Genomic DNA, 18,886 nt, shown 5'->3' on the forward strand with positions numbered 1-18,886 from the left:
GACGCTAGCGCTTGTCCTTGGCGGCCTGCTGCTGAAGCTGCCGCTTGCGTTTGGCCTTGTTGAGCGACTCGGGCTCGGCGGGGCGGTTGCGCAGTGCTGCGGCGGCGCGCTCTTCGGCGGCTTTCTTGCGCTTCTTGTCGCGGAAGTGCACAAACAGCCGCCCCAGCCCGAAACTGATGGCGCAGCTGACAACCAGAAAAATAAGGGCGGGAGTTTCCATGCGATTCGGGCCTTGCGTTAGCCGGCCAGGAACAGTGACTGCAAGTCGTTCAAAAAATCAAAACCGCGCTCGGTCGGCTTGACGCGCGCGAAATCGCGTTCTATCAGCCCCTTGCGTTCGGCTTCTTCCAGGCCTTGCTGGATGGCGGTGATGGGCAGGCCGGTTTTTTCGGTGAAATCCTGCAGCTTGAAGCCCTCGCGCAAGCGCAGCGCATTGAGCATGAACTCAAACGGCAGGTCGGCGCGGCTGACTTCGGTCTCTTGCGTGACGGCTTCGCCGGCCAGGGATTTTTCCATGTAGAGCCTGGGTTCGCGAAAGCGCACCTGGCGCACCACGCGATGCGCAAAGCTGAGCTTGCTGTGGGCGCCTGCGCCTATTCCCAGGTAGTCGCCGAACTGCCAGTAGTTGAGGTTGTGAAAGCACTGGTGGCCGGCTTTGGCATAGGCCGAGACCTCATAGCGCCGCAGGCCGGCCGCCTCGGTCAGCTCGGTGATTTTGTCGAGCATGGCGTAGGCCGTGTCTTCCTCGGGCACCACGGGCGGGAATTTCGCGAAGTAGGTGTTGGGCTCTATCGTGAGGTGGTAGATGGAGATGTGGGGCGGCTGCAGGGCCAGGGCCTGGCGCATGTCGCGCTCCAGGCTCTCCATGGTCTGGCCGGGCAGCGCGTACATGATGTCGAGGTTGAAGGTGTCAAAGGCCTGCGCGGCTTCCTCGACCGCTGCAATGGCCTGGGCTCGGTCATGCACGCGGCCCAGGGCCTTGAGGTGCTGGTCGTCAAAACTTTGCACCCCGACGGACAGGCGCGTGACGCCGGCGGCGCGAAAGGCCTTGAAGCGGTCTTTCTCAAAGGTGCCGGGGTTGGCTTCAAGCGTGATCTCGCAATCGGCTTCGAGCCTCAAGCGCGCGCGTATGTCACCCAGCAGCCGGTCTATGGCCTGCGGCGAGAACAGGCTGGGCGTGCCGCCGCCTATGAAGATGCTGTGCACGGTGCGGCCCCAGACCAGGGGCAGCGCGGCCTCGAGGTCGGCGACCACCGCGCCTATATAACGCTGCTCGGGCATTTCGCCCACAGCTTCGTGCGAATTGAAGTCGCAATAGGGGCACTTGCGTATGCACCAGGGCAGGTGCACATACAGCGACAGCGGCGGCAACGCGGCCAGCTGCAGCGTGCCGCTGCGCATGTAGTGCTGGATGTCTTGCTGCGCCATGGCGGGCCTCAGGATGTGGGTAACCACTGCTCGCGCATGAGTTCAATCATGCGGCGCGCTGCCTTGCCTCTATGGCTATTGGCGTTCTTGACCTCAACGGGCAGCTGCGCGAAGGTTTTGCCGAACTCGGGGATAAACATCACGGGGTCGAAGCCGAAACCGTTCTCGCCTACGGGCGCCGGCGCGATCTGACCCGCGACGCGGCCGGAAGCAATCAAGGGCTCGGGGTCTTTGTCGGAACGAACGGCCACCAGCGTGCTGACCAGAGCGGCGCGGCGTTCAGCGGGCTGCGCCAGGTGGGCCATCTGCTCGAGCAAGGCCTTGACGTTGTTGTCGTCGCCCTTGGTGTAGCCGAAGCGCGTGGCGTAAAACGCGGTGTCGACGCCGGGCAGGCCACCGAAGGCGTCGACGCACAGGCCCGCGTCGTCGGCCAGCGCGGGCAGGCCGCTCAAGCGGGAAGCCTGGCGGGCCTTGGCGAGGGCATTTTCGACAAAAGTGCGAAACGGCTCTTCAGCCTCGGGCAGGCCCAGCTCGGCCTGGCTCACGAGTTCCAGGCCCAGGGGCGCGAACATGGCCTTGAGCTCGGCGAGCTTGCCGGGGTTGTTGGAGGCCAGTACGATTTTTTTCATGGGCGGCGGGCTATCAACCGGCCAGTGCCTGCTTTTGCAGGCCGACCAGCTCGGTGATGCCTTTTTCGGCGAGCACCAGCAGCGCGTCCATTTCCTTGCGCGAGAAGGCCGCGCCTTCGGCCGTGCCCTGCACTTCGACGTAATTGCCGGCACCGGTCATGACGACGTTCATGTCGGTGTCGCAGGCGGAGTCCTCGGTGTATTCGAGATCCAGCAGCGGTGTGCCCTGCACGATGCCGACCGAGATGGCGGCGACGTGGTCGATGATGGGGCTTTGCGTGAGCTTGCCGCCGGCGATGAGGGTGTTGACTGCGTCCTGCGCGGCGACAAAGGCGCCGGTGATGCTGGCGGTGCGGGTGCCGCCGTCGGCCTGGATGACGTCGCAGTCCAGGTGGATGGTGCGCTCGCCGAGTTTCTTCAAGTCAAACACCGAGCGCATGGAACGGCCTATCAGGCGCTGGATCTCCTGCGTGCGGCCGCTTTGTTTGCCGCGGGCGGCTTCGCGGTCGCTGCGGGTGTGGGTGGCGCGAGGCAGCATGCCGTATTCGGCGGTGACCCAGCCTTCGCCGCTGCCTTTTTTGTGGCCGGGGACTTTTTCTTCAACGGACGCCGTGCACAGCACCTTGGTGCCGCCGAACTCGATCAGCACCGAGCCTTCGGCGTAAGCGGTGTAGTGGCGGGTGATGCGCACGCTGCGCAGGGCATCGGCGGCGCGCGCGCCGCTACGTTCAAACTGGCTCATGGGAATGGCTTTCTGGCAAAAACGCCGGGGGATCAGCGAAGTGAAAAAACAGGGAAAAAGCGGGATGGCCGGCCGGCACCTGCAAAAAGGCCGCCGGTATCAGGCTTTTCTGGCGGCCGAGCGGCGTATGGCTTCGTTGATCTCGGCGATCGAGCGCTCTATGGTGGCCTCGTCGAGGTCGTCGACCACCGAGTCGAGCACACCGGCCTGGATGGTGGAGGCGAACACGCCGTCCATGATGCTGTCGGTGGAAACGCCGCGGGTGGATTCGAAGGCGTCCGGCGTTTCCCATTCCATGGCCAGCACGGTGACGTTGTCGCTGTGCTCGCCGCCGGTGCGCAGGGCGTTTTCGACCAGGTCGGGCACCGCGTCGGACACGCCTTTGCTGGCCAGCTGGCGCACGATCTCGGCGTCGCTGAGGCTGCCCCAAAGGCCGTCGGAGCACAGCAGCAGCTTGTCGCCCTGCTGCAGGGTGACGGGGCCGGCGACGTCGAAGACGGGCTTGGTGGGCGAGCCCAGGCAGGTAAAGAGGATGTTGCGGTTGATGCGCTCGAGCTTGATAACGCCGGCGCTTTGCTGCTCAAGGTAGGAGTGGTCGCGGGTGCGCGTGAGCAGTTCACCGTCGCGCACGACGTACAGGCGCGAATCGCCGCAATGCACCCAGGTGGCGCCCGTGCCCTGCAGGATGGCGGCCACCAGCGTGGTGCGCGGGGTGTCCAGCATGCCTTTTTCACTGGCGTAGCGGATGATCTGGTGGTGCGCCGCCATCAGGGCGGTGGAGAGGAATTCGGTGGTGTCCTCAATGACGGGGCGCGCTTCCTTCTGGTAGAGCGCCGAGATGGTCTGCAGGGCGAGCTGGGCCGCCACTTCGCCTTCAGGGTGGCCGCCCATGCCGTCGGCCAGCACGAAGAGGCCCGATTCGCGCGTGTAGCAATAGCCCATGCGGTCTTCGTTCTTCTCGCGCCCGCCTTTGCGGCTGACCTGAAAGACTGAGAATTTCATTTGAATTTGGTCGCGTAGCCGGTGGCCTTGCGCGCGGATTTTTTGGTGTCGGACACCATGTTGTCAAACTGCAGGCGAACCTTTTCGCTGACGGTGAGCTTGGTGTAGCGGCGCTCGCCTTCCCGGCTCAGCTCTTTTTGCAGGGCGAAGACCGACTGGGGCCGTGACAGCGGATCGAGGGACATGCACCACTCTACAACCTCAATGAGGTTATCGGAATAGACGCCGCGCAGCCGCGACAGGGCAAGCGACAGACGGTCTTTTTCGAGGCGCTGGGGCGCGTCGTTGGGCGGGTAGCCCTGCATGGTGGCGTAAATGCAGGCGCCAATCGCGTAAATATCGGTCCAGGGGCCCATGGAGGAGTCGCGGCGGTACATCTCGGGCGCGGCGAAACCGGGCGTGTACATGGGGCGGATGAAGTTGCCTTCCTTGCTCAGCACCTCGCGGGCGGCGCCGAAATCGATCATGACGGCGCGGTTGTCGTCGGTGATGAAGATGTTGGCGGGCTTGATGTCCAGGTGGAGCATCTTGTGCTGGTGCACGATGCGCAGGCCGCGCAGGATCTCGTCGAACAGCGAGCGTATGGTCGATTCGCGGAAGACCTTCTGCTTTTTGAGCTCGCGGGCCGTGATGATGAAGTCCTGCAGGGTGCCACCCTCCAGGTAGTTCATCACCATGTAAACGGTTTCGTTCTCGCGGAAGAAGTTCAGCACGCTGACCACGGAGCCGTGCGAAATCTGGGCGAGGGATCGGCCTTCTTCAAAAAAGCTCTTGAGGCCGAGGCGGTACAGCGAGAGTTTTTCGGGCTGGACCTGGGGAAGCAGTTCACCGGGCGAGCGGCTGGCCAGGGAGGACGGCAGGTACTCCTTGATGGCGACCTGCTGGCCCTCGTTGTCGACGGCCAAGTAAACTACCCCGAAGCCCCCGGCCGAAAGCTTTCGCACAACACGATAGCCACCAATCACGGTGTCGGGCGGCAATGGTGCAGGCTTGACCTTTGACATAATTTGGGGTTGCCCAGGCGTGACAATGTCAACCTGGGTCTTGTTTCTCTCTCTAGTCTAGTAAAGCGTATCTAAAAATGTCAGTTTACAGCATGACGGGTTATGCAACCGTGCAATCAAGCATGGCGCAATCCGCCCCGGAAACTGAATCGGGCCCTGACGCCAGCTCCCGTCTGGGCGTCGAAATACGCTCTGTCAACAGCCGCTTCCTGGACCTGGCTTTCCGCCTGCCCGACGAGTTGCGGCAGGCCGAACCGGCGCTGCGCGAACTGCTGACGGCCAAACTCAAGCGCGGCAAGGTCGAAGTGCGGGTTTCGCTGGAAAGCGCCTCGTCGGGCAACCTGCGCGCGCCCTCCTCGGCTACCTTGCAGCGCCTGGGTTCGCTGGAAGACAGCATCAAGTCCTGGCTGCCGCAGGCCGGGGCGCTGAGCGTCGCAGATATTCTCAGAATTGCGACGAATGAAGACAAAAAACCACACGACTACAGCGAGGAGCTGCTCAAGCTGGCCAAAAAGGCCCTCAAAGAGCTGATGGCGGCCCGTGAACGCGAGGGCGCCCGCCTGGCCGAGATGCTGCTGGACCGCACGGCGCAGCTGCGCGCGCTGGCTGCGCTGGCGGTGCCCATGGTGCCCAAGCTGGTGGAGCAGCAGAAAAACCGCTTCCTGGAGCGCTGGAAGGAGGCCATGGCCCTGTCCGACGGCAGCACGCTGCCGGAAATCGCCCAGGACCGGGCCCTGACCGAGGCCACGGCCTTCGCCATACGCATAGACGTGGCCGAAGAAATTACCCGCCTGTCCTCGCACCTCGATGAAATTGACCGCCTGCTGGCCAGCGGCGGGGAGCTCGGCAAGCGCCTGGATTTCCTGATCCAGGAGCTGCACCGCGAAGCCAATACACTGGGCTCCAAATCCGCCTCCCTGGAACTGACCCGCATTTCGGTGGACATGAAGGTGCTGATCGAGCAGATCCGCGAGCAGGTCCAGAACATCGAATAGCCCCCGGCCACCCCTCATATATATAAGTACTCACCGCCCCGAACGCATGGACTATCCCGGAAACCTCTTTGTCGTGGCCGCCCCCAGCGGGGCGGGCAAATCCAGCCTGGTCAAGGCCTTGATGGAGCTGGATTCAGGCATCCAGCCCTCGGTGTCGCACACCACCCGCCCCCCGCGCGGCCAGGAAAAACACGGCAGGGAGTACTTTTTCCTGTCACCCGAGGAATTCGACGGCATGGTGGCGCGCGACGCCTTCCTGGAATGGGCCCATGTGCACGGCCACCGCTACGGCACCTCGCGCCAGACCATTGAGGAGCGGGTGGCCCACGGCGCCGACGTGATCCTGGAAATCGACTTCCAGGGCGCCATCAACATCAAGCGGATTTTTTCCAATGCGGTGCTGATCTTCATCCTGCCGCCCAGCTGGGAAGAATTGCGCTCCCGCCTGCAGCGGCGCGGCGAGGACAGCCCCGAGGTCATCGAGCTGCGGCTCAAAAATGCCGCCCTGGAGATGGCTCAGGCCCGGGAATTCGACTTCGTTATAATCAACGAGTTGTTTGAGCGGGCGGTTTTCGACCTGAAAACCATTGTGCATGCCCAGCGGCTCAAGTTTTCGGCCCAGCGGCGTGCCCGTGCCGAGACCTTCCAGGCCCTTCAAATTCCCTGATTTCAGCGCTTTTTCCCTTATCGATCACACCGGAGATCACCATGGCCCGCATTACCGTCGAAGATTGCCTCGAGAAAATCCCGAACCGCTTCCAGCTGGTGCTGGCCGCCACCTACCGCGCGCGCATGCTCAGCCAGGGCCATGCCCCCAAGATCGAAAGCAAGAACAAGCCCGGCGTGACCGCCCTGCGCGAAATCGCCGAAGGCAAGATCGGCCTGGAAATGCTGAAAAAAGTCCCCACCTGAGACACCGTTCAGCTTCGCAAAAAGCACCGAATATCGGTGCTTTTTTCATTTTCACCCCCCAAAAGTCCATTTTTTTCACGTTTTATTCATGCCGCGATACATTTAAGGCATGAGCGCCATGCTTTCGCCTGTTGTTGCCAGCAAATCGACCCCGGCCGCCGCCAACGCCGCGGCCGCGAGTTTTGCCGCGCTCACGGCCAGGCTGGACTACATGAGCGCCGCCGACATCGACAATGTCCGCCGCGCCTACCGTTTTGCCGACGAGGCCCACCTGGGCCAGTTGCGCAACAGCGGCGAGCCCTACATCACCCACCCGATCGCCGTGGCGCAGCAGTGCGCCGAATGGAAGCTCGATGCGCAGGCCCTGATGGCGGCGCTGCTGCACGATGCGATTGAAGACTGCGGCGTCACCAAGCCCGAGTTGATAGACCGCTTCGGTGCCCCGGTGGCCGAGCTGGTGGACGGGTTGACCAAGCTCGAAAAGCTGGAATTCAATACCCGCGAGGAAAACCAGGCCGAGTCCTTTCGCAAGATGCTGCTGGCCATGGCGCGCGACGTGCGGGTCATCCTGATCAAGCTGGCCGACCGCACCCACAACATGCGCACGCTGGGCGATGTGCCGCGCGCCAAGTGGACGCGCATCTCGCGCGAAACCCTGGACATCTACGCCCCTATCGCCCATCGCCTGGGCCTGAACACCACCTACCGCGAACTGCAGGACCTTTCCTTCCAGCACCTGCACCCCTGGCGCTACGCCACCCTGACCAAGGCGCTGCAAAAGGCGCGCGGCCGCCGCCGCGACGTGATCAAACGGGTGCAGGGCGAGGTCGAATCGGCTTTTTCCAATGCGCAGGTGCCCGTGGTCATCTCGGGGCGCGAGAAGACGCTGTATTCCATCTACCGCAAGATGGACGAAAAACACCTGTCCTTCGCCCAGGTCACCGACCTCTACGGCTTTCGGGTCGTCGTGAGGGACCTGACCGCCTGCTACACGGCCATGGGCGTGCTGCACCAGCTCTACAAACCGCTGCCCGGCAAGTTCAAGGACTACATCGCGATCCCCAAGATCAACGGCTACCAGTCGCTGCACACCACGCTGGTCGGCCCCTTCGGCACCAACATTGAGTTCCAGATGCGCACCGAGGCCATGCATGTGGTGGCCGAGTCCGGCGTGGCGGCCCATTGGCTCTACAAGGCCACCGACCCGGACAGCGACGCCTCGCAGCGCCTGGGCACGCAGTGGCTGCAGTCGTTGCTCGACATCCAGCAGGAAACGCGCGACGCCGCCGAGTTCTGGGACCACGTCAAGATCGACCTGTTCCCCGAGGCGGTGTATGTGTTCACACCGAAAAGCCAGATCATGGCCATGCCGCGCGGCGCGACCATCGTCGACTTCGCCTACGCCATCCACAGCGACGTGGGCCACCGCGCCGTGGCCGCCAAGGTCAACGGCGAGCAGGTGCCGCTGCGCTCCGAGTTGCACAACGGCGACGTGATCGAGATCATCACGGCATCGGTTTCCAGCCCGAATCCGGGCTGGCTGGGCTTTGTGCGCACCGGCAAGGCGCGTTCCAAGATTCGCCACCACCTCAAGACCATGGCGCTGTCGGAATCGCAGGACCTGGGTGAAAAAATGCTGGCCCAGGCGCTGCGCGCCGAGGGCATAGAGCGCGAGCGCCTGCCCGAGGACGACGAGGCCCACCACGCCACCTGGGAAAAAATCCTGCGTTTTACTGGCAACCGCTCGCGCGCCGACCTGCTGACCGACATCGGCCTGGGCAAGCGGATCGCCAGCATGGTTGCCAAGCGCATCGTGACCCTGCTGGCCGAGACCGGCGAAAAACCCAATGCGCTCTTGATGAGCCGCGAGCGCTACACGGCCCACGAGTCGGTGTCGCAAGGCGGCCTGGTGATAGACGGCAGCGAAGGCGCCTCGGTGCAGTTCGCGCCCTGCTGCCGGCCCATCCCGGGCGACGGCATCGTCGGCTACCTGGGCCGCGGCGAGGGCCTGGTGATACACACCGACGACTGCGCCGTCGCCAAGCGCCTGCAGCACCGCGACAGTGAACGCTTCATCGCGGTCGACTGGTCGGACGAACCGGTGCGCACTTTTGAGACCAACCTGCTGGTCACGGTGTCCAACGGCAAGGGCGTGCTGGCCAGGGTGGCGGCCGCGCTGGCCAGCGCCGAAGCCGACATCACCCACGTCGACATGGAGCAGGAACCTTCGCACGACGCGACCGACCTGCGCTTTGGCGTGGCGGTGCGCGACCGCGTCCACCTGGCCTCCGCCCTGCGTAGCGTCAAGCGCACGCCTTCAGTCTTGAGGGTTCAGCGCGCCAAATCAACCGGTTAGAACGGCTCTTAGGGGCAGTTAGCCGGCCGTGCGCTCATCGGGCGCCGGGTAGTCGACCTTGAGCACTTCCAGCGTCTGCACGCCTTGCGGCGTCACCAGGCTGACCTCATCGCCCACGCGCGACTTGAGCAGCGCCCTGGCCACGGGCGATATCCAGCTGATCTGCCCCAGGGCGCTGTTGGCCTCGTCGATACCGAGTATGGTCACGACGCGCTCGACGCCCTCGTCATCGGCATAGGTCACGGTGGCGCCGAAGAAGGCCTGGTCACTGCCGTGGTGGATGGAGGGATTGCTGACTTCCGCTATTTCCAGCCTTTTTGTCAGGAAGCGGATGCGCCTGTCGATTTCGCGCAGGCGCTTTTTGCCGTAATGGTAGTCGCCGTTCTCCGAGCGGTCGCCGTTGCTGGCGGCCCAGTGGACAACCTCGACCATCTTGGGCCGCTCGTTGTCTATCAGGTCCAGCAGCTCGCCGCGCAGGCGCTCGTAGCCCTGCGGCGTGATGTAGTTTTTGCCCCCGCCGGGCAGGGGCGCGAGCGCGGGCTCATCGTCCTCGGACTCGTCGGTTTCTTTGGTAAAGGCTTTGTTCATGCTCCGGCCACCTTAGCATTCATGGCCGCCAGCCGCGAATGCCCCTAAAAATCTTCCATCCTCAGGACCAGGGGATTGTCAGGCGTGTAGCTCGTGCCCGCCACGACCAGGTCGGCGGCCCGCGCGTGGATCATCTCGGCATCCAGCTCATAGGCTTTTTTCAGGGAGTCTCCCGGCGCGGCGCCGAAAAACTCCTGCATCACCTCGCGTGAAATCTTCACGGGAATCGCCTGGCCCGCATGCGAAATCCCAAAACTGAGCCACTCGCCGTGGTCCTCGACCTTCAGTGCTTCCATGTCTCTCCTCCGGAATGAGCATCCAGAATAACGGAGCACCCGCCGGCCGTACAGCCCATCCGGAGTCGCGGAGCCCCAGGAAAACCACTAAAACCCAGGCAGAAAGAAAAATAGCCTAGAGGGGTGAGCCTCTAAGCTATTGAAATCACTAATGAAAGTGGTGCGGCTGGCAGGAATTGAACCCACGACCCCTTGGTTCGTAGCCAAGTACTCTATCCAACTGAGCTACAGCCGCTAAGCCTCAAATTATAGCTTATTTAAATGGTAGGGCGTGAGTGACTTGAACACTCGACCAAAGGATTATGAGTCCTCTGCTCTAACCAACTGAGCTAACGCCCCACACAAGAGGGAGATTGTAAGGGTGTCTGAGGCCTGTTCTCGGGCCTACTTGCTGTGGCTGAGCGCGGTACTGACCAGTTTGGAGGTGATATCGACAATCTGGATCATTTTTTCGTAGGGCATGCGCATGGGGCCTATGACACCCAGCGTGCCCACGACCTGGCCGTCGACTTCATAGGGCGCGGTCACCACCGAGAGCTCCTGGTAGGGAATGACCTGGCTTTCGCCGCCTATGTAGATGCGAACACCCTCGGCGCGGCTGGAGACATCGAGCAGGCGCATCAGTTGCGCCTTTTGCTCGAACAGGTCGAACAGCTTGCGCAGGTTGCCCATGTCGCCGGAGAAATCGCTGACGGCCAGCAGGTTGCGTTCGCCGGAGATCACGACCTCGTCGCGCGATTCGATGGCCTCGGAGCTGACCTTGACCGCGGCCTGCATCAAGGTGGCGATCTCGCCGCGCAGCGCCTCGACTTCGTTTTTCAGGCGCTCGCGCACTTCCTCGATGGCCATGCCGGCGTAGTGTGAATTGAGGAAATTGGCGGCCTCCACGAGCTGCGACTGGGTGTAGTCGGCCTCGGTGAAGATGACCCGGTTCTGCACGTCGCCATCGGGCGACACGATGATCACGAGAAAACGTTTTTCCGACAGGCGCAAAAACTCGATATGGCGAAACACCGAGGTCCGGCGCGGCGCCATGACCACCCCGACGAATTGCGACAGGCTGGACAGCATGTGCGCCGCGTTGCTGAGCACCTTCTGCGGCTGGTCGGGCGCCAGCCGTGGCGCGCCTATCTGGCCGGCGGCGGCGAACGGGTCGCGCTGCGTGGTCAGCATGGTGTCGACGAAGAGGCGGTAGCCGCGCGCCGTGGGAATACGGCCGGCCGAAGTGTGCGGGCTGACGATCAGGCCGAGCTCCTCGAGGTCGCTCATGACATTGCGTATGGTGGCGGGGGACAGCTCCAAGCCCGAGGCCTTGGACAGCGTGCGCGAACCCACCGGTTGCCCGTCGGCAATGTAGCGCTCCACCAGCGCCTTGAGAAGCAACCGCGCACGATCATCAAGCATGCCGACATTCTACGAAGCCTGGGCCGGATGTTGTGATGTAATTTGCCGATGAAGTCGCAATTCCGCCATGTCGCCCTGATCGGCAAGTACCACGCGCAAGGTTCCCGGTCGGCGCTGGAGGATATCGCGCATTTCCTGGGCACCCAGGGCTGCGAGGTGGCGATAGAGCAGGACACCGCCAGCAACACCGGCCTTACGCAATTCCCGACGCTGGACGCGGCCGGCATAGGCGCCCAGTGCGACCTGGCCCTGGTGGTCGGCGGCGACGGCACCATGCTGGGCATAGGCCGGCTGCTGGCGCAGTTCGGCATCCCGCTGGTGGGCATCAACCAGGGCCGGCTCGGCTTCATCACGGACATCGCCTTCGAGGGCTACCAGAACACGCTGATTCCCATGCTGCGCGGCGAGTACGAGGAAGACCGCCGCTGGATGATGCAGGCCAAGGTGGTGCGCGACGGCCGCTGCGTCTTCAGCGCCACCGCCATGAACGACGTGGTGGTCAACCGCGGTGCGACCGCCGGCATGGTCGAGCTTCGCGTGGAGGTGGACGGCCGCTTCGTGGCCAACCAGCGCGCCGACGGCCTGATCATCGCCTCGCCCACCGGCTCCACGGCCTATGCGCTGTCGGCCGGCGGCCCGCTGTTGCACCCCTCGATTGCCGGCTGGGTGCTGGCGCCGATTGCGCCGCATACCCTGTCGAACCGGCCCATCGTGCTGTCCGACTCGGGCGAGATCACGATTGAAATCGTCGCCGGCCGGGACGCCAGCGCCAATTTCGACATGCAGTCGCTGGCCAGCCTGCTGCACGGCGACCGCATCACCGTCAGGCGTTCGGAGCACCAGATGCGTTTTCTCCATCCCAAGGGCTGGAGCTACTTTGACACCTTGCGCAAAAAACTCCACTGGAATGAAGGCGGGGCCTGACCGGCCCGCATCCACCTTATGAGCCTCAAAAGCATCTCGCTTCGCGATTTTGTCATCGTCCACGAACTCGAGCTGGACCTGTCCGGTGGGTTCACGGTGCTCACCGGTGAAACCGGCGCCGGCAAATCCATCCTGATCGACGCGCTGCAACTGGCGCTGGGCGCGCGCGCCGACGCCGGTGTGGTGCGTGAAGGCGCGGCGCGCTGCGAGATCAGCGCCGAATTCGACAGCCCCCCAAGCCTGGCCCCCTGGCTGGAACAGGCCGGCTTCGACGGCGGCGACACCCTGCTGCTGCGCCGGACGGTAGACGCGCAGGGCAAAAGCCGCGCCTGGATCAACGGCAGCGCGGCCACCGCCACGCAGCTCAAGGAGATCGCCGACCAGCTGGTCGACATCCACGGCCAGCATGCCTGGCAAAGCCTGACGCGCCCCGACGCGGTGCGCGGCCTGCTGGACTCTTATGCGGACGTGTCCACGGACGAGCTCTCGCGCCGCTGGCAGCAGTGGCGCCTGGCGCAAAAGACCCTGGTGGAAGCGCGCGATGCCCAGGACAGCCTGCAGCGCGAACGCGAGCGCCTGGCCTGGCAGATCGGCGAAGTGGACAAGCTCGCGCCCGGCGCCGAGGAGTGGGACGAACTCAATGCCCAGCACGGGCGCCTGTCGAATGCCCAGGCCTTGCGCGACGCGGTGCAGGCCGCCGTCGACGCCCTGCAGGAGTCCGACGACAACGCCAACGCGCTGCTGGGCCGCGCGATCACCGCATTGCAAAACCAGGCGCACATAGAACCCGAATTCAAGGCCATGATCGAGGTCCTGAACGGCGCGCTGGCGCAGATGGAAGACACCGTGCACTCGCTTAACGGCTATGCCCGCCATGCCGAGCTGGAGCCGCAGCGCCTGGCCGAGCTGGACGAGCGGCTGTCGCTGTGGGTCAGCCTGGCGCGCCGCTACAAACGCACGCCGGCCGAGCTGCCGGAGTTGCTGGCCTCCTGGCAGGCCGAGCTGCAAAAACTCAATGCCGCGGCCGACCTGGCCCAGCTGGAAAAGAACGAGGCCCAGGCCAAGGCAGCCTACCTCGAGGAAGCCGGACAGGTGTCCAAGGCCCGCGGCAAGGCCGCGCCCAAGCTCGCCAAGGCCATCACGCAGGCCATGCAGGGCCTGGGCATGCAGGGCGGCAAATTCGACGTGGCGCTGGCCAGCCTGGAGCAACCGGCCCAGCACGGCCTCGAACAGGCTGAATTCCTGGTGGCCGGCCACGCCGGCAGCACGCCGCGCCCGGTCGGCAAGGTGGCCTCGGGCGGCGAGCTGTCGCGCATCGCGCTGGCCATTGCCGTCACCACCAGCCAGCTCGGCCAGGCCGAAACCCTGATTTTTGACGAGGTGGACTCGGGCGTGGGCGGCGCCGTCGCCGAAACCGTGGGCCGCCTGATGAAGCAGCTGGGCAAGGACCGCCAGGTCATGGCCGTGACCCATTTGCCCCAGGTGGCGGCCTGCGCCGACCAGCACCTGGTGGTCGCCAAGCGCGCCGAAAACGGTGTCACCCTGAGCGCCGTGGACCATGTCAACGGCGAACAGCGCGTGGCCGAAATCGCCCGCATGCTGGGCGGCGAGCGTCTCTCCGGCACCACGCTGGCCCACGCCAAGGAAATGCTGGGGCAGTGATGGCGGCGCTGGAAATGGTCCTCATCACCGGCATGTCGGGCTCGGGAAAATCCGTGGCCCTGCATGCGCTGGAGGACGCCGGTTATTACTGCGTCGACAACCTGCCGCCGGAGCTGCTCACGCCCTTCGTTGCGCTGGAGCAGCAGCACGGCGCGCAAAAGGTGGCGATTGCCATGGACGTGCGCAGCGCCACCTCGCTGCCGCTGGTGCCCCAGCAGCTTCGCCAGCTGCGCGAATCCGGCGTGGTGGTGCAGTCGCTGTTCCTGGACGCCAACACCGAAACCCTGGTGCGCCGCTTTTCGGAAACGCGCCGGCTGCACCCGCTGTCGCGCATAGACGCCTCCGACCAGCACCGCGCGCTGGTGGACGCCATTGAGCTGGAGCGCGAGCTGCTCGGCGAAATGCGCGAGCAGGCCCATGTGCTGGACACCAGCATGATCCGCTCTTCGCAGCTTCAGGGTTATGTGAAGTCGCTGATTTCCGCGCCCATCACGCAGCTCACGCTGGTGTTCGAGTCCTTCGCGTTCAAGCGCGGCGTGCCGCTGGACGCCGACTATGTGTTCGACGTGCGCATGCTGCCCAACCCGCACTATGAGTCAGGCCTGCGCCACCTGACCGGGCGAGACCAGCCCGTGGCGGACTACCTCAGGGGGCATGCCGAAGTCGGTGAAATGTTCAGCCACATCGAGCAATTCCTCAAGCACTGGCTGAACGCGCTGGTGCGCGACCACCGCAGCTATGTGACGGTCGCCATAGGCTGCACCGGCGGCCAGCACCGTTCGGTTTACCTGGTCGAAGAACTGGCAGTGACCTTCAGCCCGTACTGGCGCACACTGAAGCGGCACCGAGAGCTGGACGCCGGCTAGGGTTTTCCGGAAACAGGAGCCGGCCTCAGGCGTCCTGCGTGAGCAGCTTGCGTATGGGCGCGGGCAGGCCCAGGCCGGGCCAGGCATCGGGGCTGAACCAGGCGCCCGGCCGCTCTTCCGACACCATGGCCTGGGGCAGGGCCTGGCCGGCGCCAAAGCCCGCAACCCACGGCGACAAGTACAAATCCTTGTGGGTCAGCACATGGACAAACTGCGGCAGCGGGTCGAGCCGGGATTGCAGCGAAGCCGGCAACACCGCCTTGAGTTCGTCATCGCTGTCGAACACCGGCAGGCAATACAGCCCGCCCCAGACACCCCGGCCCGGGCGCCTTTCCAGCCAGACGGAACCGTCGGGCCGCTGCGCCCACAGCAGGCTCAGGCCCTGGGCGCTGCGCTTGAGCTTGCGGGTCTTGACGGGGTATTTTCCGGGCTCACCCTCGGCGAAACCGCGGCACAGCTTCTGGACGGGGCACAGCAGGCACTGCGGCTGGCGCCCGGCGCAGATAGACGCACCCAGGTCCATCAGCCCCTGGGTGTAGCGCGGCATGGCTTCGGAGAGGTTTCGCTTGGGCAGCAGCTCCGTTGCCAGGTTCCACAGCGCTTTTTCATTGGCGCTTTGGGCCAGGTCGGCGGAAAAACCCAACACCCGCGTGAGCACCCGCTTGACGTTGCCGTCCAGGATGGCGACGCGCTCGCCGAAACAGAAGGAGGCAATCGCGGCCGCTGTCGAGCGGCCTATGCCGGGCAGGGTCTGGAGCTGCTCTGCCGTGCCCGGAAATTGCCCGCCGTGCAGGGCCACCACGTCTTTTGCGCAGCGGTGCAGGTTGCGCGCGCGGCTGTAATAGCCCAGCCCGCTCCACAGGCCCAGGACCTCGTCTTCGCTCGCGGCGGCCAGCTGGGCGACCGTGGGGAAACGCTGCAGGAATCGCGCGTAGTAATCGAGCACGGTCGCGACCTGAGTCTGCTGCAGCATGATTTCGGACAGCCAGACGCGATAGGGATCCCGCGTGTTCTGCCAGGGCAGGCTGTTGCGCCCGTGAGTGCTTTGCCAGCGGACGATTTCCGCAGAAAAACCAGCAGGCAAGGTTCAGGCTGCCTCGGGCAAGGCCGCATTCCTGGCGGCCGCGGCGGCGCCCTGCGCCTTGTCCTGCGCCGAGGGGCCGCCCATCAGGTGGGCGGTCAGCTCGGTGAGCTTGGTGTCCAGTTCGTTGAGCACGCCTTCCTGCTCGTCGATCTCGGCGATGCGCTCGTCCAGGCCCGACGCGGCCTGCTGGATGCGCTCAATTGCCTCCAGCCTGCGCCCGAAATTGCGGCGCCGCTCGCGCAGCTGTGCGTCCAGCTGTGACGCCGCCGACTTGTTCCAGAGCTCGACCTCGCCCAGCGCGGTTTCATAGACCACGCGCAGGCGCGTGGCCAGCGCGCGCACCAGGCGCTCGGAAAAGTCCGCTTGCGACAGCTTGATCACGTTGCCGAGCCCGAGGTACTGCAGGTGGCTGCGCTCTATCTGTTCGAGGTCATGTTCGTAACGGATCAGCTCCGGCTCCTTGGGCGCCTGCAGCGAGAAGCTGAATTCGGAATTGAGCTGGCGAAAGGACGCGGTCAGCATGGACTGGATTTCGCCGCTCAGCACCTGGGATTTCTGCAGGCCCTCGCGCAGGCGCGAGAAGGTCTGCCCATAGGCTTTTTTGACACCCAGCTTGATGCCCGGCTGTTTCAGCGCATTCGTGAGCTCGGCCAGTTCGGCCTTGAGGGTGGGCGTGCTGAGCAGGTTGAACAGGTCGCGCAGCATCTTGAGGTGCACCGAGCGCACCGCGTGGATCTTGGAGCCGCTGGTGTCGAACTCGGCCTGCTCCTGCTCGATGCGGCTGCGCATGTGCTTGATCACCGAAACGTTTTTGCCGCGCAGGCCGCGCAGCTCGATCATTTGCTCGGCCAGGTCGCGCCGGCGTATGTGCATGGCACGCCCGGCCTCCGTCCTGAGTTCGCCGATGCCGGCGGCCACCGCCGAGCGCAGGATTTTCTGGCGCTGGCCCATCACGCCCTGGCCCAGCGCCGCTTCAAGCGCCGGCAGGTGGCTGGCCTCCAGCAAGGCCTTGTCGCGGGTCACCTTGGCCACCAGGCCCTTCTGGGCCGAGACGGGAATGACCTGGGACTCAGGCAGGCCGAGGATTTCGGCCGAGGTCGCGCGTTGCCGGTCGATCTGCGCCTTGACCTGCTCGGGCGTGCTCAGCGCATCCCAGAGCGTGTCTATCTTGTTGAGTACCACCAGGCGGGCATCGCTGCCGTCGCCCTCGGTGATCAGGTGCTCGCGCCAGATCGACAGGTCGGACTTGGTGACACCGGTGTCGGCCGCCAGGATGAACACCACGGCATGCGCCTGGGGAATCAGACTCACGGTCAGTTCGGGTTCGGCGCCTATGGCGTTCAGGCCTGGCGTGTCGAGGATCACCAGGCCCTGCTTGAGCAGCGGGTGCGCGATATTGATGAGCGCGTGGCGCCATTTGGGCACTTCGATCAGCCCGTCGGAGCCGGCCAGAGGGTTGTCGTCAGGGCTGTTGTCGTGCCAGAAGCCGAGCGCGCGTGCCTCGTCCTTGGTGACGTGCCGCACTTCGGCGACTTTTTCCAGTGCCTGGGCCAGCTGCGCGGGGTCGTTGACGTCCAGGTCCAGCCGCGTCCACTTCTCGGGCGCCGAGCGCCATTCCATCAGCGCCTGTTTCTGCAGCCGCGTCTCTATGGGCAGCAGGCGCAGGCAGGGGGGCACGTCCGCGTCGTAACCGAGCTCGGTCGGGCACATGGTGGTGCGGCCGGCGCTTGCCGGCATGATGCGGCGGCCGTAGCCGGCGAAAAAGATCGCATTGATCAGTTCGGACTTGCCGCGCGAGAATTCCGCCACAAAAGCCACCATCACCTTGTCGGAACGCACCTGCGACTCCAGCCGCTGCAGGCGCTCCTCGACGGCAGCGTCGAGCAGGTCATGGTCTTTCATCCACTCAGCAAGCAGCTTCAGGCGAAGCGCAAATTCGCGCCGCCACTGGCCATGCTGGTCAAATTGTTCGTTAAAAGACATCGGTCTTCCGTTAAGTGTGGTCGGTCAATATAGCATCGCAGCCCCGAAAGGCCTATTGGCGCGACTACGGACCCGCTTCAAGGTTTCTGGCAGGTCGCGCAATAAAAAGTGGAACGCTGGCCCTGGCGCATGCTTTTAATGGGCGCCGCGCAGACCCGGCAAGGCTGGCCGGCCCGGTCGTAAACCATGGCCTCCAGCTGGAAATAGCCCGATTCGCCCCAGGCATTCGAGAAGTCCCGCAAGGTGCTGCCGCCCTTTGTAACAGCCTGCGCCAGCACCTGGCGTATGGCCGCGTGGAGCAACGCCGCGCGCGGCTTGCTGATGCGGCTGGCCCGCGTGGTGGGGCGTATGCCCGCCAGGAACAAGGCCTCCGAAGCGTAAATATTGCCGACGCCCACCACCGCCTCCCCGCCCAGCAGCAGCTGTTTGATGGGCGTCTGCCGCAGCTTGAGCGCCTGGTGAAAGCCGGCCGCGTCGAAAGCCTCGCTGAGCGGCTCCACGCCCAGTCGGCCCAGCAGCTTTTGGGCGGCCGGGGAATTTTCATCGCTGGCATAGACCACTGCACCAAAACGGCGCGGATCGTTAAGCCTCAGGGTTCCCAGGCTGGTGACCATCTCGAAGTGGTCGTGCTTGCCCGGCGCGGGAAAGCCGGTGCCAAAACTCACGCTACCAGACATGCCCAGGTGAATCAGCAGCAGGCCGTCGCTCAGGTCCACCAGCAGGTATTTGCCGCGCCGGCGAACCGCCAGCACCTGCCGGCCCACAAGCTGGCGCGGCTGGCAGCCCAGCGGCCAGCGCAGGGGTTTACCCATTTCGATGCGCTCTATGCGCGCGCCCGCAATGCGGTCCGCAAAGCTCAGGCGGGTGACTTCGACTTCCGGCAGTTCAGGCATAGGTTTTGCAGCTGGGGGCGCCGGTCCGCGGGCGCAAGGTCATTGACAGCAACGCGGGGCCGGCACAAAAGCTTTCATGACAGCCGGGTAAAGCGGGAGCGCCGCGCGGGAGCATCAA

At 64.5% G+C, this 18,886-nt stretch carries 19 protein-coding genes and 2 tRNA genes; 7 read left to right on the forward strand and 14 right to left on the reverse strand.

Features of this window, described 5'->3' with window-relative positions; all coding sequences use genetic code 11:
* Positions 1-4 precede the first annotated feature (4 nt).
* The 6 genes from AC1DUN_RS00480 to AC1DUN_RS00505 form a co-directional block, all read right to left on the reverse strand.
* A complete protein-coding gene (locus tag AC1DUN_RS00480) occupies positions 5-220 on the reverse strand; it encodes a hypothetical protein (RefSeq protein ID WP_477712253.1) in 216 nt (71 codons plus the stop codon).
* Between the two features lie 17 nt (positions 221-237).
* A complete protein-coding gene (gene hemW / locus AC1DUN_RS00485) occupies positions 238-1,428 on the reverse strand; it encodes a radical SAM family heme chaperone HemW (RefSeq protein WP_477712254.1) in 1,191 nt (396 codons plus the stop codon).
* 8 nt (positions 1,429-1,436) lie between these two features.
* Complete coding sequence (rdgB, locus tag AC1DUN_RS00490) at positions 1,437-2,057, reverse strand: RdgB/HAM1 family non-canonical purine NTP pyrophosphatase (RefSeq protein ID WP_477712255.1); 621 nt, start codon at positions 2,055-2,057, stop codon at positions 1,437-1,439.
* Between the two features lie 13 nt (positions 2,058-2,070).
* Entirely contained in the window at positions 2,071-2,799 is a 729-nt protein-coding gene (gene rph, locus AC1DUN_RS00495) for a ribonuclease PH (protein ID WP_477662319.1), read from the reverse strand.
* Positions 2,800-2,898: 99 nt separating this feature from the next.
* Positions 2,899-3,801, reverse strand: a complete 903-nt coding sequence (locus AC1DUN_RS00500; RefSeq protein ID WP_007874749.1) for a PP2C family protein-serine/threonine phosphatase — start codon at positions 3,799-3,801, stop codon at positions 2,899-2,901.
* Entirely contained in the window at positions 3,798-4,805 is a 1,008-nt protein-coding gene (locus AC1DUN_RS00505; RefSeq protein WP_007874747.1) for a serine/threonine protein kinase, read from the reverse strand. The genes AC1DUN_RS00500 and AC1DUN_RS00505 overlap by 4 nt, the downstream gene beginning before the upstream one ends.
* A gap of 77 nt (positions 4,806-4,882) precedes the next feature.
* Here AC1DUN_RS00505 and AC1DUN_RS00510 point away from each other — a divergent pair, with 77 nt between their 5' ends.
* The 4 genes from AC1DUN_RS00510 (at position 4,883) to AC1DUN_RS00525 (ending at position 9,068) form a co-directional block, all read left to right on the forward strand.
* Entirely contained in the window at positions 4,883-5,800 is a 918-nt protein-coding gene (locus AC1DUN_RS00510) for a YicC/YloC family endoribonuclease (RefSeq protein ID WP_477712256.1), read from the forward strand.
* A 46-nt stretch (positions 5,801-5,846) separates the two neighbouring features.
* The gene (gmk, locus tag AC1DUN_RS00515; RefSeq protein WP_074576638.1) at positions 5,847-6,467 is read left to right on the forward strand and encodes a guanylate kinase; all 621 of its coding nucleotides are present in this window, start codon (positions 5,847-5,849) and stop codon (positions 6,465-6,467) included.
* Between the two features lie 41 nt (positions 6,468-6,508).
* Positions 6,509-6,712, forward strand: coding sequence for a DNA-directed RNA polymerase subunit omega (rpoZ, locus tag AC1DUN_RS00520; protein WP_007874743.1), 204 nt, complete (start codon positions 6,509-6,511; stop codon positions 6,710-6,712).
* 109 nt (positions 6,713-6,821) lie between these two features.
* Positions 6,822-9,068 (forward strand): RelA/SpoT family protein, encoded by a 2,247-nt coding sequence (locus tag AC1DUN_RS00525; protein ID WP_477712257.1) that lies wholly within the window; start codon positions 6,822-6,824, stop codon positions 9,066-9,068.
* Positions 9,069-9,086: 18 nt separating this feature from the next.
* On the opposite strand, the gene greB is transcribed toward AC1DUN_RS00525, so the two are convergent.
* The 5 genes from greB to hrcA form a co-directional block, all read right to left on the reverse strand.
* On the reverse strand, positions 9,087-9,656 hold the full coding sequence (gene greB, locus AC1DUN_RS00530; protein ID WP_477712258.1) for a transcription elongation factor GreB: 570 nt from the start codon (positions 9,654-9,656) through the stop codon (positions 9,087-9,089).
* Positions 9,657-9,700: 44 nt separating this feature from the next.
* Positions 9,701-9,952 carry a hypothetical protein gene (locus tag AC1DUN_RS00535; RefSeq protein ID WP_477662322.1) on the reverse strand — a complete coding sequence of 84 codons (252 nt, stop codon included), beginning with the start codon at positions 9,950-9,952 and terminating at the stop codon, positions 9,701-9,703.
* Between the two features lie 158 nt (positions 9,953-10,110).
* A tRNA-Arg gene (locus AC1DUN_RS00540) sits at positions 10,111-10,187 on the reverse strand.
* 27 nt (positions 10,188-10,214) lie between these two features.
* Positions 10,215-10,291 (reverse strand) — tRNA-Ile (locus AC1DUN_RS00545).
* Positions 10,292-10,336: 45 nt separating this feature from the next.
* Positions 10,337-11,356, reverse strand: coding sequence for a heat-inducible transcriptional repressor HrcA (hrcA, locus tag AC1DUN_RS00550; protein ID WP_007862828.1), 1,020 nt, complete (start codon positions 11,354-11,356; stop codon positions 10,337-10,339).
* Positions 11,357-11,404: 48 nt separating this feature from the next.
* Here hrcA and AC1DUN_RS00555 point away from each other — a divergent pair, with 48 nt between their 5' ends.
* From AC1DUN_RS00555 to rapZ, 3 genes are read left to right on the forward strand one after another with little or no spacing between them, the layout of a single operon-like run.
* Positions 11,405-12,280, forward strand: a complete 876-nt coding sequence (locus tag AC1DUN_RS00555) for an NAD kinase (RefSeq protein ID WP_007862829.1) — start codon at positions 11,405-11,407, stop codon at positions 12,278-12,280.
* An 18-nt stretch (positions 12,281-12,298) separates the two neighbouring features.
* Positions 12,299-13,942, forward strand: a complete 1,644-nt coding sequence (gene recN / locus AC1DUN_RS00560) for a DNA repair protein RecN (RefSeq protein ID WP_477712259.1) — start codon at positions 12,299-12,301, stop codon at positions 13,940-13,942.
* Positions 13,942-14,808, forward strand: a complete 867-nt coding sequence (rapZ, locus tag AC1DUN_RS00565; RefSeq protein ID WP_477712260.1) for an RNase adapter RapZ — start codon at positions 13,942-13,944, stop codon at positions 14,806-14,808. The genes recN and rapZ overlap by 1 nt, the downstream gene beginning before the upstream one ends.
* Positions 14,809-14,833: 25 nt before the next feature.
* Here rapZ and mutY read toward each other — a convergent pair whose 3' ends face one another.
* From mutY to mutM, 3 genes are all read right to left on the reverse strand, one after another.
* On the reverse strand, positions 14,834-15,892 hold the full coding sequence (gene mutY / locus AC1DUN_RS00570) for an A/G-specific adenine glycosylase (protein ID WP_477712261.1): 1,059 nt from the start codon (positions 15,890-15,892) through the stop codon (positions 14,834-14,836).
* Positions 15,893-15,895: 3 nt separating this feature from the next.
* Positions 15,896-17,875: a dynamin family protein gene (locus AC1DUN_RS00575; RefSeq protein ID WP_477712262.1), complete on the reverse strand. Its 1,980-nt coding sequence runs from the start codon at positions 17,873-17,875 to the stop codon at positions 15,896-15,898.
* Between the two features lie 77 nt (positions 17,876-17,952).
* On the reverse strand, positions 17,953-18,768 hold the full coding sequence (gene mutM / locus AC1DUN_RS00580) for a bifunctional DNA-formamidopyrimidine glycosylase/DNA-(apurinic or apyrimidinic site) lyase (protein WP_477712263.1): 816 nt from the start codon (positions 18,766-18,768) through the stop codon (positions 17,953-17,955).
* Positions 18,769-18,886: the final 118 nt, after the last annotated feature.

This window comes from Polaromonas sp. P4_F6, assembly GCF_056401275.1.

Coding starts and splice junctions, on each gene's coding strand:
- gmk (WP_074576638.1), top strand. CDS start 5,847: ATGGACTATCCCGGAAACCTCTTTGTCGTGGCCGCCCCCAGCGGGGCG.
- hrcA (WP_007862828.1), bottom strand. CDS start 11,356: ATGCTTGATGATCGTGCGCGGTTGCTTCTCAAGGCGCTGGTGGAGCGC.
- rdgB (WP_477712255.1), bottom strand. CDS start 2,057: ATGAAAAAAATCGTACTGGCCTCCAACAACCCCGGCAAGCTCGCCGAG.
- AC1DUN_RS00535 (WP_477662322.1), bottom strand. CDS start 9,952: ATGGAAGCACTGAAGGTCGAGGACCACGGCGAGTGGCTCAGTTTTGGG.
- AC1DUN_RS00510 (WP_477712256.1), top strand. CDS start 4,883: ATGTCAGTTTACAGCATGACGGGTTATGCAACCGTGCAATCAAGCATG.
- AC1DUN_RS00575 (WP_477712262.1), bottom strand. CDS start 17,875: ATGTCTTTTAACGAACAATTTGACCAGCATGGCCAGTGGCGGCGCGAA.
- mutM (WP_477712263.1), bottom strand. CDS start 18,768: ATGCCTGAACTGCCGGAAGTCGAAGTCACCCGCCTGAGCTTTGCGGAC.
- AC1DUN_RS00555 (WP_007862829.1), top strand. CDS start 11,405: ATGAAGTCGCAATTCCGCCATGTCGCCCTGATCGGCAAGTACCACGCG.
- recN (WP_477712259.1), top strand. CDS start 12,299: ATGAGCCTCAAAAGCATCTCGCTTCGCGATTTTGTCATCGTCCACGAA.
- AC1DUN_RS00505 (WP_007874747.1), bottom strand. CDS start 4,805: ATGTCAAAGGTCAAGCCTGCACCATTGCCGCCCGACACCGTGATTGGT.
- rapZ (WP_477712260.1), top strand. CDS start 13,942: ATGGCGGCGCTGGAAATGGTCCTCATCACCGGCATGTCGGGCTCGGGA.
- AC1DUN_RS00500 (WP_007874749.1), bottom strand. CDS start 3,801: ATGAAATTCTCAGTCTTTCAGGTCAGCCGCAAAGGCGGGCGCGAGAAG.
- hemW (WP_477712254.1), bottom strand. CDS start 1,428: ATGGCGCAGCAAGACATCCAGCACTACATGCGCAGCGGCACGCTGCAG.
- AC1DUN_RS00480 (WP_477712253.1), bottom strand. CDS start 220: ATGGAAACTCCCGCCCTTATTTTTCTGGTTGTCAGCTGCGCCATCAGT.
- rph (WP_477662319.1), bottom strand. CDS start 2,799: ATGAGCCAGTTTGAACGTAGCGGCGCGCGCGCCGCCGATGCCCTGCGC.
- rpoZ (WP_007874743.1), top strand. CDS start 6,509: ATGGCCCGCATTACCGTCGAAGATTGCCTCGAGAAAATCCCGAACCGC.
- greB (WP_477712258.1), bottom strand. CDS start 9,656: ATGAACAAAGCCTTTACCAAAGAAACCGACGAGTCCGAGGACGATGAG.
- AC1DUN_RS00525 (WP_477712257.1), top strand. CDS start 6,822: ATGAGCGCCATGCTTTCGCCTGTTGTTGCCAGCAAATCGACCCCGGCC.